This window comes from Flavobacterium sp. AC274 (assembly GCF_979258275.1).
This window is the reverse complement of record NZ_OZ409852.1, coordinates 4,789,054-4,806,805: the sequence shown is the minus strand read 5'-3', so window position 1 is coordinate 4,806,805 and position 17,752 is coordinate 4,789,054. Positions and strand designations below refer to the sequence as shown.

The 17,752-nt window shown below is 36.3% G+C and carries 8 protein-coding genes and 1 pseudogene; all 9 read left to right on the top strand.

What is annotated here, in order from left to right; genetic code table 11:
* Nucleotides 1–319: 319 nt before the first annotated feature.
* Complete coding sequence (locus ACZZZT_RS21795; protein ID WP_463461909.1) at nt 320–1,735, top strand: APC family permease; 1,416 nt, start codon at nt 320–322, stop codon at nt 1,733–1,735.
* A gap of 243 nt (nt 1,736–1,978) precedes the next feature.
* Nucleotides 1,979–4,231, top strand: a complete 2,253-nt coding sequence (locus ACZZZT_RS21790; RefSeq protein WP_463461908.1) for a S9 family peptidase — start codon at nt 1,979–1,981, stop codon at nt 4,229–4,231.
* A gap of 52 nt (nt 4,232–4,283) precedes the next feature.
* Nucleotides 4,284–7,340 (top strand): beta-L-arabinofuranosidase domain-containing protein, encoded by a 3,057-nt coding sequence (locus ACZZZT_RS21785; protein ID WP_463461907.1) that lies wholly within the window; start codon nt 4,284–4,286, stop codon nt 7,338–7,340.
* A gap of 153 nt (nt 7,341–7,493) precedes the next feature.
* A complete protein-coding gene (locus ACZZZT_RS21780; RefSeq protein WP_463461906.1) occupies nt 7,494–9,185 on the top strand; it encodes a DUF885 family protein in 1,692 nt (563 codons plus the stop codon).
* Nucleotides 9,186–9,270: 85 nt separating this feature from the next.
* Nucleotides 9,271–11,931 carry a DUF5695 domain-containing protein gene (locus ACZZZT_RS21775; protein ID WP_463461905.1) on the top strand — a complete coding sequence of 887 codons (2,661 nt, stop codon included), beginning with the start codon at nt 9,271–9,273 and terminating at the stop codon, nt 11,929–11,931.
* 39 nt (nt 11,932–11,970) lie between these two features.
* Nucleotides 11,971–13,172: pseudogene (locus tag ACZZZT_RS21770) on the top strand (beta-galactosidase); the annotation flags it as partial.
* Nucleotides 13,173–13,319: 147 nt separating this feature from the next.
* Nucleotides 13,320–14,069 (top strand): beta-galactosidase trimerization domain-containing protein, encoded by a 750-nt coding sequence (locus ACZZZT_RS21765; protein ID WP_463462478.1) that lies wholly within the window; start codon nt 13,320–13,322, stop codon nt 14,067–14,069.
* A 260-nt stretch (nt 14,070–14,329) separates the two neighbouring features.
* Complete coding sequence (locus tag ACZZZT_RS21760) at nt 14,330–16,465, top strand: family 43 glycosylhydrolase (protein ID WP_463461904.1); 2,136 nt, start codon at nt 14,330–14,332, stop codon at nt 16,463–16,465.
* Nucleotides 16,466–16,509: 44 nt separating this feature from the next.
* A complete protein-coding gene (locus ACZZZT_RS21755; RefSeq protein WP_463461903.1) occupies nt 16,510–17,721 on the top strand; it encodes a M24 family metallopeptidase in 1,212 nt (403 codons plus the stop codon).
* Nucleotides 17,722–17,752: the final 31 nt, after the last annotated feature.

Here is a 17,752-nt window from a genome sequence, read left to right as displayed (position 1 = left end):
TGATCTTTCCAAGCCCTGAAAGGGCGAAATATGTATAGAAAATAATACGTTCATTTTGTTGAACCCCATCGGGGTGAAATATTTTTCCGTAAAACACATATATCGCTGCGCTTGCTATAAATATATCGCTCCGCTGGAGCTCATATAAAATAATCTAAAATTCAACTATAAATATCTTGCTCCACCGGAGCTTTAAAATTGAAATATTATAGCATAAACATTCAGACTGATCATCTGAAAATCTAAATCCTAACTCAATTTAGATTCAATACAACCATTTCGCATACCTAACAAAAAACAACCAAAAAACAAACCCAAAATGACAGATAATAATCAGGAAGAATTTAAAAAAGAACTCGGACTTCTCGACGGAACCATGCTTGTGGTAGGTTCCATGATAGGTTCCGGAATATTTATTGTAAGTGCCGATATTGCCCGACAAGTAGGATCAACAGGATGGCTCATTTTAATATGGCTTATTTCAGGAATCATAACGATGATTGCTGCAGTAAGCTACGCAGAATTAAGCGCCATGTTTCCCAATGCAGGCGGACAATATGTTTATCTAAAAGAAGCTTATAATAAATTGATTGCCTTTTTGTACGGCTGGAGTTTTTTTGCCGTTATCCAAACCGGAACAATTGCAGCTGTTGGAGTAGCATTTTCAAAATTTGCGGCCTATCTAATTCCTGCTGTCAGTGACGAAAATATCCTGTATGAAATGGGCAGTTTTAAACTAAATGTAGCACAAATTGTTTCTATTGTAACCATTGTTTTTCTTACCTATCTAAACACACGTGGTGTAAAAAACAGCAAGATTCTACAAACCATTTTAACCATTATAAAAATTGTATCCATTTCAGGATTGATTATTTTCGGATTCACCTTAGCGGCTAAATCTTCTATCTGGAATGCAAACTGGACAGATGCCTGGACACCACATTCTTTCAATACTGAAAACGGATCCTGGATGCCAATTGGCACAACAGCTTTAATTTCGGGAATTTCTGCTGCAATGGTTGGAACCTTATTTTCCAGTGATTCCTGGACTGGTGTAACTTTTATTGCAGGAGAAATTAAAAATCCGAAAAGAAATGTGGGATTAAGCATGTTTCTGGGAACTTTAATTGTAACCATAATTTATGTATTGACCAATTTGATGTATGTGGCCGTAATTCCGTTAAACGAAATTGCCGGCGCAAAATCAGATCGGGTAGCAGTAGTAGCCTGTGATTATATTTTTGGAGATATCGGAACCCTTATTATCGCATTAATGATTATGATCTCGACTTTTGCGTGTAACAACGGATTGATTATGGCCGGAGCCAGAGTTTATTATACAATGGCCACAGATGGTTTGTTCTTTAAAAAAGCAGCCGTATTAAACCATTCAAGTGTTCCTGCCTGGGCATTATGGGCACAATGTATCTGGGCTTCAGTATTATGCCTTACAGGTAAATATGGCGATTTGCTGGATTTTGTAATTATCATCGTGTTGATTTTCTACATTCTAACGATTTACGGAATTATACGTCTTCGTAAAAAAATGCCCGATGCCGTTCGTCCTTACAAAGCAATAGGATATCCTTTTTTGCCAATATTCTATATTATAGTTGCTTCAGCAGTTTGCATTTCCTTATTGTTTACCAAATTTTCAACTTGTGGCTGGGGCGTTTTTATAATGTTGCTGGGAATTCCAATTTATTATTCAATTAAAGAAAAAACCTCTAATTAAAACCTGTTAGGTCTATCGAATTCCAGATAATGTAGAGACGCACAGCAGTGCGTCTTGTACCTTGCATATCGACAACCTTTTGTAGACACTACTGTGTCTCTGCAATATTGAATACTTGTAATATGCATTTAATAACTGATTTTGCTTATATCTTTCTTCTGATGGGTAATATAATATTACTATCTGTTAATATTAACCCATATCCGTCAATAAATAATATATATTTTTATTAATATTTAAATTATGAAGACAACTAGCAAAAAAATAAGTGTGTTTTTAACACTTTCGTGGTGTTTATTTGCTCACGCTCAGGGAACTTTAAAAGAGTACAAGAAAGCAAATGCCGTAGATTCTTTATTTAAGAATAAAGTGATTAATACACCCAAAGAATTTCATTGGATTGGGAATGATTATGTATGGTATAGCAATAACCTGCAAAAAGGAAAAGAATTTCTTTTGGTAAACACCAAACAGCAAAAGCAATCTCAGGCGTTTGACCATACAAAATTAGCACAATCCTTATCTAAAATTTCAGGTAAAGAAGTTACGGCAAATGATCTTCCAATTGAAAATTTAGAATTTGATAAAACGCTGGAAAAACTGGTTTTTACAACAGATACACTTAAACTTTCTTGTAATTTACAAACATACGAACTAACAAAAGTAAGCGGTTATAAACTGCCATTAAACAAAAATGAATACTGGGGCGGAAATTTTGATGAGTTCGGAAATAAACCCGTAGGATCTCCGGATTCCCTGCATATTGCATTCATTAAAAATTATAATTTATACATACAAAACAAAAAAACAAAGGCAGAAACCCAATTAAGTTATGATGGCTCAAAAGGGTTTTATTATTCCTCCTATATGCAATGGTCGCCAGACAGTAAAATGATTATGGCCTACAAAGTGAGACCGGGCGAAGAGCATAAAATTTATTTTGTAGAATCAAGTCCGGCAGATCAGTTTCAGCCAAAACTGCAAAACAGAGATTATTTAAAACCAGGCGATCAATTACCCTTTAAAAGTCCACAGTTGTTTATAGTGGCTTCAAAAAAACATATTCCCGTTGCCACAGATTTATTTCCGGAGCAATATGAACTCACCGAAATAGAATGGAAAGAAGACAACAGCGGCCTTACTTTTGAATACAATCAAAGAGGACATCAATTGTATCGTGTTCTCGAACTAAATGCAGTTACCGGAAATGTGAAAATTATTATAGAAGAAAAAAGTCCAACTTTTATAGATTACAGCGGTAAAAAATTTCGTTACAATATCAAAAAAAGCAACGAAATAGTTTGGGCTTCAGAACGCGACGGCTGGAATCACTTGTATTTGTATGATGCCCTTACGGGAAAAGTAAAAAATCAGATTACCAAAGGAAACTGGCCGGTAAGAGAAGTAATAAAAGTTGATGAAGAAAAGAAACAAATCTACTTTGCTGCCAGCGGATTAGACAGCAATCAGGATCCATATCTGCTTCAGTTTTGCCGAATTGATTTTAGCGGAAAAAACTTCACCAGATTAACTACAGAAAACGGCAATCACAAAGTAACTTTTTCACCAGATTACAAATTTTATGTAGATCAGTATTCTCGTGTAGATTCACCGCCAATTACGGTTCTGAAAAGTGTAGATTCTCAAAAAACAATTGTCGAAATGCAAAAAGCCGATATTTCGGTATTAGAAAAAACGGGATGGACCGCGCCTGAAGTGTTTACCGCGAAAGGCAGAGACGGAAAAACAGATATTTGGGGAATGATCGTGCGCCCGACTACTTTTGATCCCAATCGTAAATATCCAATTATCGAATATATATACGCCGGACCTCATGATTCATTTGTTCCAAAAAATTTCCAGCCTTATTATTGGGCCATGTCTTCTTTGGCAGAATTAGGATTTATTGTGGTTCAGATTGACGGAATGGGAACTTCAAATCGTTCAAAAGCTTTTCAGGATGTTTGCTGGAAAAACTTAAAAGATGCCGGTTTCCCTGATAGAAAACTTTGGATGAAAGCCGCTGCCGCAAAATATCCTTATATGAATATTGATAAAGTGGGAATTCACGGCACATCGGCAGGAGGACAAAATGCAGGAGCCGCTTTGGTCTTTAACTCAGATTTTTATGATGTAGCCGTATCATCTTGCGGTTGTCATGATAACCGAATGGATAAAATGTGGTGGAACGAACAATGGATGGGATATCCCGTTGGGCCAGAATACGAAGCCTGTTCCAATACAACCCATGCAGCACAAGTAAAAGGAAACCTGATGCTGATTCTGGGAGAATTAGATGATAATGTCGATCCATCTTCAACCATGCAATTTGCAAATGCTTTGATAAAAGCCAATAAAAATTTCGAATTGGTAACCGTTCCCGGAATGGGACATTCTGCCGGAGGAGATTTTGGAGAACGCAAACGAAGAGACTATTTTGTACAGCATTTGTTAGGAGTTATTCCTCCAACATGGGAAGAAATTTATACGAAGTAGGGAATTTCTAAAAGAAAAAGAGATTTTGTAATCATAAGAAAAAGAAGCAGTGATGAAAAAATATCAGTTATTTATTAGTGCGATTTTGAGTTTTTGTGCACTAAGTACAACAACGATGAACGCGCAAAACGGCGATCAGATTTTAGACGGAATTGGAGAAACCGGATTAATTGCCCGCTATGTTTTTGATGGCGATGCAAAAGACTGGTCACGAAATAATTTGCATGGTAAAATTTCCGATACAAAAGCTAAATTTGTAAACGACGAACAATTTGGAACCGTACTTTCTTTACCCGCAGACAGTAAAGCTTTTGTTTCTATTCCCGCCGACGGATTGTTGGGAGAAGAATCATTAAGTATTTCAGGATGGATTTTCTTAAGATCTCCACAAAAAGAGCAGCGATTTTTTGATTTTGGAAAAAACACCAATTCGCATTTATTTTTTGCACCAGCCGGAACAGAAAATGAAGCCGGAACTCAAACGCAGGTTATTACTGAAACAGGAACAAAATACACAACAAAATCAGCAGCTTTAGAAACAGGAAAATGGAGTTATGTTGCAGTTGTGATTAATATTCCATCCAAATCTATCAGTACTTACGTGAATGGATTATTGGTAAGCGAAACAAAAAATGCGGAACTGGACTTAGCCAAATTATTCGATTATAATTCAGCAGAAAAAAACAAACTTTACATCGGAAAATCGCTGGCAGACAGCACTATTTATCTAAATTCAAAACTGCATGATTTCAGAATTTACAGAGTTCCATTAACAGACAAACAAATTACCAGAATTTATAACAATGCCCTGAAAGAAAGCCAGGAAGAAGAATCTGGAGAAGAACAAACTGCAGATTTACCAAAGTTTGCAGCAACAACTCCGCAGCTTTATAATCAGTTCCTGACAAGCGTTTCAGATGTAAAAGTAGAAACAGTTGTAGGGACACTTCCAAGATTACCGAGTTATATAAAAGGAGTTTATTCTAATGGAATTGAAGGACCGGAAGTTAGAGTGATTTGGCCTTCGCCGAAGGATAATAGCGACGTACTTAAAAGCGGACAATATACCGTAACCGGAAGCATTTCTGGAACAGATTTAAAGCCCAAAGCAACAGTAATTGTCAAAGAAGCCAAAGAAACTGCAACACCAGAACGCAAACTCGAAGTTTTCAAATTAGATCAGGTAGTCTTAAATGCTGATCTTGACGGACACCAAACCAAATTCATAGAAAATCGTGACAAGTTTCTGACAACGCTTGCTACGACAGATCCGGATTCTTTCCTGTATATGTTTCGCAACGCTTTTGGGCAGCCACAGCCCAAAGAAGCAGAGCCGCTTGGCGTTTGGGATACTCAGGAAACCAAATTACGCGGTCATGCGACAGGACATTACCTCACTGCAATTGCTCAGGCATATGCAAGTACAGGTTATGATAAAACGCTTCAGGCTAATTTTAAAGATAAAATGGAGTACATGGTTAATACATTGTACGACTTAGAAAAGCTTTCAGGAAAACCAAAGGAAGCCGGAGGTAAATTTGTGTCAGATCCAACGGCAGTTCCTTTTGGTCCTGGAAAAACAAACTATGATTCAGATTTGAGTCCGGAAGGCATTCGCACCGATTACTGGAATTGGGGAGAAGGTTTTATTAGTGCTTATCCTCCGGATCAATTTATTATGCTCGAAAATGGAGCAACTTACGGCGGACAAAAAACTCAAATTTGGGCACCTTATTACACCTTACATAAAATTATGGCTGGATTAATAGATGTTTACGAAGTGAGCGGTAACGAAAAAGCGCTTGAAACCGCAAAAGGAATGGGAAATTGGGTGTATGCCCGAATGAAAAAATTACCGACCGAAACGCTAATCAGTATGTGGAATCGTTACATCGCAGGAGAATTTGGCGGAATGAACGAAGCCATGGCAAGGTTATACAGAATTACAAAAGATCCACATTATTTAGAAGTAGCACAATTATTCGACAACATTAAAGTCTTTTACGGCGATGCCAATCACACACACGGACTGGCTAAAAATGTAGATACTTTTAGAGGATTACATGCCAATCAGCATATTCCACAAATTATGGGAGCGCTGGAAATGTATCGCGATTCAAACACACCTGATTATTATCGTGTAGCTGATAATTTTTGGTACAAAACCGTAAATGATTATATGTACAGTATTGGAGGAGTTGCCGGAGCAAGAAATCCAGCAAATGCAGAATGTTTTATCAGTCAGCCTGCCACGATTTATGAAAACGGTTTTTCATCGGGAGGTCAAAATGAAACTTGTGCCACTTACAACATGCTTAAACTAACCGGAGATTTATTTCTATACGATCAGCGCGCAGAGTTAATGGATTATTACGAGCGTGGCCTTTACAATCACATTCTTTCTTCGGTGGCAGAAAACAGTCCTGCTAATACGTATCATGTACCGTTAAGACCAGGTTCGGTAAAACAATTTGGAAATGCACACATGACAGGATTTACCTGCTGTAATGGAACAGCAATTGAAAGTAATACAAAATTCCAAAATTCAATTTATTTTAAAAGTGCCGATAACAATGCACTTTATGTAAATCTTTTTGTGCCTTCAACATTAAAATGGACAGAAAAAAACATAACAATCGAGCAAACAACAGATTTTCCTAATGAAGATTTTACCAAATTAACAATCAACGGAAACGGGAAATTCGATCTTAAAGTTCGTGTACCACATTGGGCAACCAAAGGATTTTTTGTGAAGATAAATGGAAAAGAGGAAAAAGTAAAAGCGCAGCCGGGAAGTTATCTTATGTTGAATAAAAAATGGAAAGATGGAGATGTAATAGAATTGCGTATGCCTTTTCAGTTTCATTTAGAACCTGTCATGGATCAGCAAAATATAGCCAGTTTGTTTTATGGGCCAATTTTATTGGCAGCACAGGAAACAGAACCACGAAAAGACTGGCGTAAAGTAACTTTTGATGCAAAAGATATCAGCAAATCAATAACCGGAGATGCGAAAAAATTAGAGTTTACTATAGACGGAGTTTCGTACAAACCGTTTTATGAAACTTATGGGCGCCATTCTGTTTATCTGGATGTTACATTAAGATAATAGATTAAAATAGCTAAAAAAGTTCGCCACGACCCGAGCTATAGCGAACAGGCGAAGCAATTCCACAAATTATCACGAATTAAATTCACAAAAATTAGTGTGAATTAGTGTAATTCGTGGCAAAAAAACATTCAGAACCATCAAACCACGAGTATGAAAAAAACAATTCTAAGCCTTATTTTATTTTTATTTATGGTAACGCCCTCTTTTTCCAGCGAACTAATAGATGTTGTAAATACCTTTCAGGCAGATAAAACTGCGCTGCAAAATTTTTATTCGAACAATGAATCAGAAGAATATTATGTGCGCTTTTCTAAATTTTATGCCGATTGGTCCAAAACAGTAAAAAATATTGATTTTAAAAATTTATCCAAAGATGGAAAAGTCGATTATTTATTATTGAAAAACCTGATCAGCAAAGAAGATTATTTTCTGCAAATAGAATATAAAGCCTATAAAGAAGTGGCTTCGGTCTTGGATTTTTCAACCGATATTTCGTTGTTTATTCAGGAAAGAAGAAGAGGTAAAAAACCGGCTTCCAGTCAATTGGCGAAAGCATTTGATAGTGCCGGAAACAGCATCGATAAAAAAACAGAAGTATTAAAAACAAAACCATTTAAAGATTGGTTTGCAGCCGATAAAGCCGCAAAATCAGTAGCTGCTTTTCAACGATCCTTAAAAGAAGCCTATGAGTTTTATTACAGTTATGATCCGGATTTTACGTGGTGGATGGAAAAGCCTTATAAAAACCTGTCAGATAAACTTAAAGTTTATGAAGAATTTCTAAAAACCAATTATCCAAAAACAAGTGTAAAAGATGATGGAAGCGGGATTATTGGAAAACCAATTGGAAGAGATGCGATCATTAAAAGTCTTGCATTTGAATACATTCCATATTCTCCGGAAGAATTAATAGCGGCGGCACAAAGTCAGTTTGAATGGTGCAAAAAAGAAATGATCAAAGCTTCAACAGAATTGGGTTATGGAAACGATTGGAAAAAAGCACTAGAACACGTTAAAGATACATATGTTCCGGCAGGCGAACAGCCCCAGGCGATCACGAGTTTGTACAATCAATCAGTAAAATTTATTGAGGATAGAGATTTAATTACGATACCAGATCTGACAAAAGAAACCTGGCAGATGATTATGATGACACCCGAACGTCAAAAAATAAATCCGTTTTTTACCGGAGGCTGGGAAATCAGTATATCCTATCCAACAGAAGATATGGATCAGAAAGACAAACTGATGAGCATGCGCGGTAATAATCCGAATTTTTCGTTCGCAACGGTACAGCACGAATTGCTTCCCGGACACAATTTACAGTTTTTTATGAACAGCCGTTACAAATCGTATCGTCAGCCTTTTGACACACCGTTCTGGATGGAAGGCTGGGCTTTGTATTGGGAAATTAATCTTTGGAACAAACAATTTCCGCAGACACCCGAACAGAAATTAGGAATGTTATTTTGGAGAATTCATCGTTGTGCACGCATCATATTTTCATTAAAATATCATTTGGGCGAAATGTCTCCACAGCAATGTATCGATTTATTAGTGAACGAAGTAGGACACGAAAGAGCAAATGCAGAAGCCGAAGTCAGACGTTCGTTTGCCAGCGGAGATGCGCCTTTGTATCAGGTGGCGTACATGACAGGAGGTTTGCAGTTTTATGCCTTAAGAAATGAATTGTTAGCCAAAGGATGGACAGAAAAGCAATTTCACGACCGCGTTTTAAAAGAAAATATTATGCCTGTAGAAATGCTGCGGATTTTACTCGAAGAGCTGCCTGTTTCTGAAGATTATAAAACCAATTGGAAGTTTTCGACTGATTTTAAATAATTAGAATACGCTGAAATTTATCTGTAAAAAGTATAACAAAGAAGCTGAATTAAGTCTGTTCAGCTCTTTAAAAATAATAGGAATTATGAAGAAAATAAAATTATTTGCTTTAATTATTGGCTGCACCTTTGCTGTAAATAACTTGCAGGCGCAAGAATATTGGGATAAAATAAAAGCTAAAAAATCAACTCTTGAAATAGACAAAGGATTTCTTAATTTGAGCACAAAATCTTTTGAACTTAAATTAGTAAAAGCTTCTCAAACAGTTGCCACTTTGTCTCCGGTTACAGATAAAACTTTCGATTTTACACCCGGAGAGCGACTCTCGATTCGTGATAAAGACGGACTTTATCAATTAGGAGATATTAATCTGAGAATTAAAGCAGTAGATGGAAGCTGGAAAAGTTATTCCACAGCTGCAAAAAGAGCTTCAGTTACTGCTCTAAATGTTTCGGGAAATGTTTTGGCAGGAGCCGATCTTTCCAATACATTGCCAGCCGATATTCCTTTAACCATAAAACGTTTTTACGAACAAAAAGATGGGAATTTAATTTTGCGTTTTGAAATTGCCAATAAATCGGCTACGGTTCAGGAAATTGGTGCATTAGGCGTTCCGATGGTTTTTAATAATATTCTGGAAGGAAAAACATTAGATGAAACCCATCTTCACAACGTATTTTTTGATCCTTATATTGGTAAAGACGCCGGTTATCTTGAAGTAAAAAGATTAAGCGGTCATGGTCCTGCATTATTAGTACTTCCGGAAGCAAATATGCCTTTTGAAGCATATCGTCCGTTATTGGATGATGAAACACCAAGAAGTATTGTTTTTGAAGGTTTTCATGAATGGATGCCAATTAGTAAAGCTTATGCAGATAACGAATGGAAAACTGCCGAACAATGGAATACTCCAACTTCATTAATACTGCAACCGGGAGAAACGAAAAGTTTTTCATTGAAGTTTGTTTTGGTCGACCAAATTGAAAATATTCAGGCTGGTTTAATTCAAAACGAACGTCCGGTAGCAGTTGGTGTTCCGGGTTATGTTTTACCTCAGGATGTTGACGGTCAGCTTTTTTTGAAATATAAAAAAGCAGTAAAATCTTTTAAAATTGAGCCCGAAGGATCTTTGACAATCGAGGAAAAATCAAAAAACAAAAATGGCTATTTTCAATATTCCGTACACGGAAAAAAATGGGGAAGAGCTAGATTAACAGTAGTTTATGAAGACGGATTAGAGCAAACAATCAATTATAAAGTAATCAAATCAGAAACCAATGTAGTAGCTGATTTTGGACATTTTTTGACTACAGCGCAATGGTTTGATGAAAAAAATGATCCTTTTCACAGAAATCCTTCGGTAATCTCGTATGATTATGAAACCAAAAAGCAAGTTGTTCAGGACAGTCGTGTCTGGATTTCGGGTTTAAGTGACGAAGGCGGAGCAGGAGGCTGGCTTGGCGCTGTCATGAAACAATTGGTAGAACCCAATAAAGAAGAAATAGAAAAACTACAGCAGTTTGTGGATAAAACGCTGTGGGGCGGAATTCAGTATAATACAGCCGATACGCTTAAATACGGCGTTAAAAAAAGTGTTTTTTATTACGAACCCAAATTAATGCCAGAAGGAACATATAGCAAAGATGTTAATTATAAAACCTGGGCAGCATGGGACAAAAAAGGTTCTGATGATCCGGGAAGATCTTATAATTACCCACACGTTGCAGCCGCATACTGGACAATGTATCGTTTGGCAAGATATCATGACGGTTTGGTTACCAATCACGATTGGGACTGGTATTTAAAAAGTGCTTACGAAACTAGTATTGCCATGACAACATTAGCACCTTATTATGCGCAGTTTGGACAAATGGAAGGAACGGTTTTTTTATTGATTTTGAAAGATTTAAAAACCGAAGGATATACAGAAATGGCCAATAATCTGGAAGCTAAAATGAAAGTGAGAGCAGATCATTGGAGAACACTAAATTACCCTTTTGGAAGTGAAATGCCGTGGGATTCTACAGGTCAGGAAGAAGTGTATATGTGGTCGGATTATTTTGGATACAATGATAAAGCAAAAATAACCCTTGATGCTATTTTAGCCTATATGCCAACAATGCCACACTGGGCTTACAATGGAAATGCGCGCAGGTATTGGGATTTTTTATACGGAGGAAAATTATCCAGAGTAGAGCGTCAGATTCATCATTATGGATCAGCTTTAAATGCGATTCCTGTTTTGGAGCAATTCAGAAAAACGCCTGATAATTTTCATTTATTAAAAGTAGGTTACGGCGGATTATTAGGTGGAATTTCAAATATTACCGAAGATGGTTTTGGATCAGCTGCTTTTCACTCTTACCCAGAAACCTTGAGAATTGATTATTTATCAGGAGATTATGGTTCTGGTTTCTTTGGTTATGCGGTCAATACGGCTACTTTTATTACCAATGAAAAAGAATTCGGCTGGCTGGCTTTTGGAGGAAATGTAACAGAAAAAGGAGATGAAGTTGAAGTAGAAATTACAACGGCAGCAAAATCCAAGATTTTCATTGCACCGAAAAAAATGTGGTTAACATTAGATGCAGGAACTTTTAAAAAAGCAAGCTATAATACTAAAACAGGAAAAGTGACCCTTACTTTAGATCCTAAAACAGCCTATACACCAAATGCTTATTTAAGAGTAGATCAGGATGTGAAATTATCTTATGAAAAAGTTAGGGAGCTTATAAAATTGCTTTGAAAAATAAAGAGATTCAAATTAATTTATAAGGATGAAATAATGCAGAAGTCAAAAAAACACCTTTTCAAAAAAATAATATTTACTGTATTTGGAGTACTTATCAGTTTAAATTCTGGTGCTCAAAATTTCGATAAATTTTTTCCAAAAAAAGACCTGACAACAGTAGGGGTTTACTATTATCCTGAACATTGGGATGAGAGTCAATGGGATCGTGATTTGAAAAAAATTGCCGAAATGGGGTTTGAGTTTACGCATTTTGGTGAGTTTGCGTGGGCGCAATTAGAACCGCAAGAGGGTGTTTATGATTTTAAATGGTTAGATAAAGCTGTTGAAATTGCTGCAAAATATAATTTAAAAATTATCATGTGTACTTCAACAGCTACACCTCCTGTATGGTTGGTTCGCCAGCATCCTGATGTATTGGCTACTTATGAAGATGGTACCAAAACAGATCACGGTTCGAGACAACATGCATCATTTTCAAGTAATTATTATCGAAGCTATTCGCTAAAAATGATTGAACAATTGGCAAAAGATATGGCAATAATAAAAATATTATTGGTTGGCAGGTAGACAATGAACCATCTCGTTTTCTGGATTATGGACCAGATGCGCAGCAACGTTATCGCAATTGGCTAAAAGAAAAATATGTAACTATTGACGCTTTAAATCAGGCTTGGGGAAACAATTTTTGGAGTGGAACTTATAGCGATTTTGATCAGATTAATATTCCGCTACATAAAGAATGGGGAATGAACTTACACTCCCAATTAGATCACTATCGATTTGCAGATCAGGAAACGGCAACTTTTTTGGATAGCCAAGCGCTTACCATACGAAAATACATAAACAAAGACCAATGGATTACGTCTAATTACAGATCCAACTATGATGAAAGTTTCGTTGGTATGAGTAAGGAACTGGATTTTGATTGTTACACCCGTTACTTAGTTTATGGTGGAAGTCTGGGAATTGGCTCAAAAGGCTATCGTTTAGGAGATTATACCAGTATTGGTATGTCCAATGATTTTTTTCGTCCTTTAAAAGGTATGTATGGCTGTATGGAACTACAGCCAGGACAAGTGAATTGGGGAAGTATTAATCCGCAGCCATTGCCCGGAAGTGTTCGTATGTGGCTATGGCATGTTTTTGCCGGAGGAAGTAAATTTGCGTGTACGTATCGTTTTCGTGCGCCTTTGTATGGGTATGAGCAATTTCATTATGGTATTGTCGGTACAGATGGTGTAACACCAACTGTTGGTGGCACAGAATTTAATCAGTTTATAAAAGAAATTGATACGTTACGAAAAAAGTATGATGCTAAAGCAGTTTTACCAGATTACTATTTAAAACGTAAAACCGGAATTCTATTTAATACTGATAATGTGATGGGTATCGAATTAAATAAGCAAACAAAAGAGTGGAATACCATTGGGCATTTCTTAAAATATTATAAAGCAACAAAATCGATGGGTGCGCCAGTTGATTTTGTTCGGGATACAACGGATTTCTCTAAATATCCATTTTTAATAGTGCCAGCTTATCAGATGATTGATCAAAAAATGATTGATAAATTGACTTTGTATGCCAAAAATGGAGGGAATTTAATACTGAGTTGTCGATCCGGAATTCAAAATCGTGAAGGCCATCTTTGGGAAGCTAAATTCTATGAACCAATGTGGAATTTAATAGGTTCTCAAATAGAATCCTATGATCTCTTAATGCCACAATCTCCCGGTATAATAAAGTTTAATAATCAGGAATTTGGCTGGACAAGCTGGGGAGATTTACTAAAACCAAATAAAGAAACAGAAATTTGGGCAACCTACGACGGCGATTTCTACGCTGGAACTCCCGCTATTATTTCACGTAATTTAGGTAAAGGAACAGTTACTTATATTGGAGTAGATTCCAAAAATGGTGATCTTGAAAAACAGGTTTTAAGAAAGTTATACCAAAAACAAAATGTTGCTATAGAAGATTATCCTGAAGGGGTTATGGTTGAGTATCGTGACGGATTTGGTATTGCGGTCAATTATTCGGATAAAATCTATAACATCAATTTACCTGAAAAAGCAAAACTCATTATTGGTACAAAAGCAATAAAAACCGCTGATGTACTGGTTTGGAAATATTAATAGAATTCATTTAAATGTAAATTAGATAATATTTGTCAGGCTGAGCGGAGTCGAAGCCCTGTTTCTATAAAAAGTCTTCGACTCCGCTACCAATGACGTTTTTTAAAATTAAAATAAAAAATCCGTATAAATCCGCGTCTTTGCAAAGCAAATCCGTGTCATCTGCGTACCATGTTAATATTGTTAAAAAAACAGCCCTCAGGACGACATTGATTTCTGAAAGTATTAAATATGTTATTCAAATTAATTTACAATATACAATGCTGAAAAAGAACCTATTATACAGTCTTATTTTACTTGTTTTTACGGCAACCGTTTTTGCTCAAAAAGACGTTGATGTAAATACTCCCGGTGCCGGAAATCCCATTTTACCGGGCTGGTTTGCAGATCCTACGATTAAAAAATTTGGAGATATTTATTATATCTATGCGACTACAGATAATGAAATGCTGGCATCTGGAGCGCCAACCGTTTGGTACAGTAAAGACTTTAAAAACTGGTATAACTATATCATGGAAATCCCTTCTTTTTCAGCAAAAGCAATAACTAATTTTTGGGCTCCCGATATTATCGAAGGCGATGATGGTAAATATTATTTGTATTTTGGAAACTGCGAAATAGGCTGTAATATTTACGGCTATGTTTCAGATTCGCCTGTTGGGCCTTGGAAAAAATTAAGTGAACAAGATGTTCCGGTAATTTCAAATGGGTATCCCAGAGAAAATTTCCCTTCGCTCGATGCACAGTTTTTTAAAGATACCGATGGAAAAATCTATGGATATTGGGGAACATGGGTGCATTACAACGGCGGATATGCTGTTGGCGAATTAAATAAAAGCAATATGAGCGAAATGGCTCATTCAGTCAATATACCTTTAGCACAAACGCCGGCTCCTTTTGAAGCTGCTTATATGATGAAAAGAGGTTCTAAGTACATTCTGATGTATTCCGGAGCGTCTTGTCATGACGAAACTTATAATGTTCGTTATTCTTATTCCGATTCGCCATACGGACCTTTTACTCCTGGAAAAAACAATCCTATTTTGAGTACCAATGAAAATCAGACAGTTCACGGGCCTGGTCATCATTCTGTTTTACAGGAAAATAACGACTATTATATTGTGTACCACAAACACGATTATCCCATGACAAGAGGCGGACTTGCCAGACAAGTTTGTATTGATAAAATGATTTTTGAAAACGACTCGACAATCAAAACGGTTGTGCCTTCAAATAAAGGAATTGAAGATTTGATAAAGTCTGAAGTTTCTGAAAACATTGCTTTTAAAGCAAAAACAACAGCTTCTTCTTTTTATCATTTAAAATCAACTCAGTACGATTATCAATATCAGCCTTCGTATGCGACTGATGATAATAATGCCACAATGTGGAAAGCTGCAGATAATACAACGCCACAAGATTTGATCGTTGATTTGGGTTCAGAACAAAAGATAAAAAGAATAATGACCCAGTTTGAGTTTGCCAGTTATTATTACCAATACAAATTGGAGTATTCTTTAAATGGAAAAAATTGGAATCAATATGCAGATAAATCGAAGAATCGTACAGCGGGAAGTCCAATGATTGATGACAATGACGTAACGGCGCGTTACATAAAACTAACCATTTTAGCAACAGAAAAAACCGGACTTTACGCCGCAGTCTGGAACATCAAAATATACAGTTCATTATTTGATCTTCCTTTAAAATTACAAAATGCAGCATCAAAAATAGTTCCTGCTGTCAAAAGCACTAAAAAATTATTGGTTGATCTTGATGCAGGAAAATTTTCTGACATTAATACCATTTCCAATAAAGGTTTTATTGGCGGAATTTTCACAAAAAGCGGAGACATATCTTTAGAAAAATCAGAAGGAATTAAGGCTTTTCATTTTAAAAACGGAGCTTTTACTTTAGATAAATCAGTGCCCAAAAGCTTAGCCTGGAATGGTTCTTACACAGTTGCAGCCTGGGTTAAAAATCCAGAAATAGCAAATGAAGGAGAGATTATAGCTTCTTGGTGTGACAGAACTGAATTTGGTTTGGCAAACTCTTATAATGCGTTGGCTTACAATAGCGGGAGTTATGGCGCAGGAGTACATTTAGATGGTCATTTTGATATGAAATTCAATAAGATTCCCGAAGCAGATAAATGGCATTATATCGTTTTAACTTTTGATGGTGTTGTAGAGAAAATTTATGTAGACGGTATTTTAGATAATTCTCAAAATATGCTGTTATCATCAGCAATTGATAAGGCTAAAATTATAATTGGAGCTTCGGATATTGGTGAAAATTTCTCCGGATTTATTGCTTCACTGCGCATGTACGATTATGCGCTAAGTCAGGAAGATTTACTTCAGCAAATGAAGCAGACCAAACCTAAAAAGGAATAATTAAAAACTTATTAATTTAGCCGTTTAAATTAAAAAATAAAAAAATGACAATAGGTATAGGTGGTTCTGATGCAGCCGCAGAATTAGCAAAAATAGAAAACAGAACTCTTGATGTGCAACCAATTCCGTTAGAGGAATATCTGGAACGTATCAAAAAGGCAGTTTTGTTAATGAAATCGCTTTCGGTAAAAGCAGTTTATCTAAATGCGGGAACTAATCTGTATTATTTCACAGGAACTCTTTGGAATGCTTCAGAAAGAATGGTTGGAGCGGTATTATTTGATGATGGAACTTTAGAATATTTAGTTCCAAAATTTGAAGAAGGTACTTTTAAAAAATACTTGCAGGTTGAGTCACGCATTAATTGTTGGGAAGAACACGAATCTCCTTATGTTTTATTTGGAAAATTATTGGCAGATAAAAATCTTGGTGACAGTACAATTGCCATTGATGAATCTTCACCTTATTTTTTAGTTGATGGAATTTCAAAAGCAAATACGAATTACGATTTTACAACTGCTCAAAACATTACGTCAGGTTGCCGAATGCAGAAATCTAAAAATGAAATTGCTATAATTCAAAAAGCAAAAGACATTACGATGGAAGTGCAACGAGCTGCTGCTAAAATATTAAGACCTGGAATTTCAGTGAGCGAAGTAACAGATTTTATAAATAAAGCACATATAAAGGCCGGAATATCTTCGGGCTCTTATTTCTGTATTGTTTTGTTTGCAGATGATACACAATATCCTCACGGCGTTTCTGTTCCTCAGGATTTAAAGGAAAATCAAGCTGTTATAATTGATACCGGCTGTAGATTAGAAGGCTATCTTTCTGATATTACGAGATCGTATGTGTACGGAACAGCTTCTGAAGAATATAAAACGATTTGGAATTTAGAAAAAAAGGTACAACTCGCTGCTTTTGAAGCTGCAAAAATTGGTTCTTCATGCGGATCTGTAGATGATGCAGCCCGAAAAACATTGGCTCAAGCCGGATTAAGTCCGGATTATGATTTACCCGGATTGCCACACAGAGTTGGGCACGGAACTGGACTTGATATTCATGAATACCCGTATTTAGTCCGCGGAAGCGAAATAAAACTGCTTGAAGGCATGGTTGTAAGTAATGAACCGATGATTTGTATTCCCGGCAAATTTGGAATCAGACATGAAGATCATTTTTACATGACTGAAAACGGGGCAAAGTGGTTTACTGAGCCAATGCATAGCGTTGACAATCCTTTTGGTTATTAATTGTTAGGCACATAGATTCTCTGTGCTGATT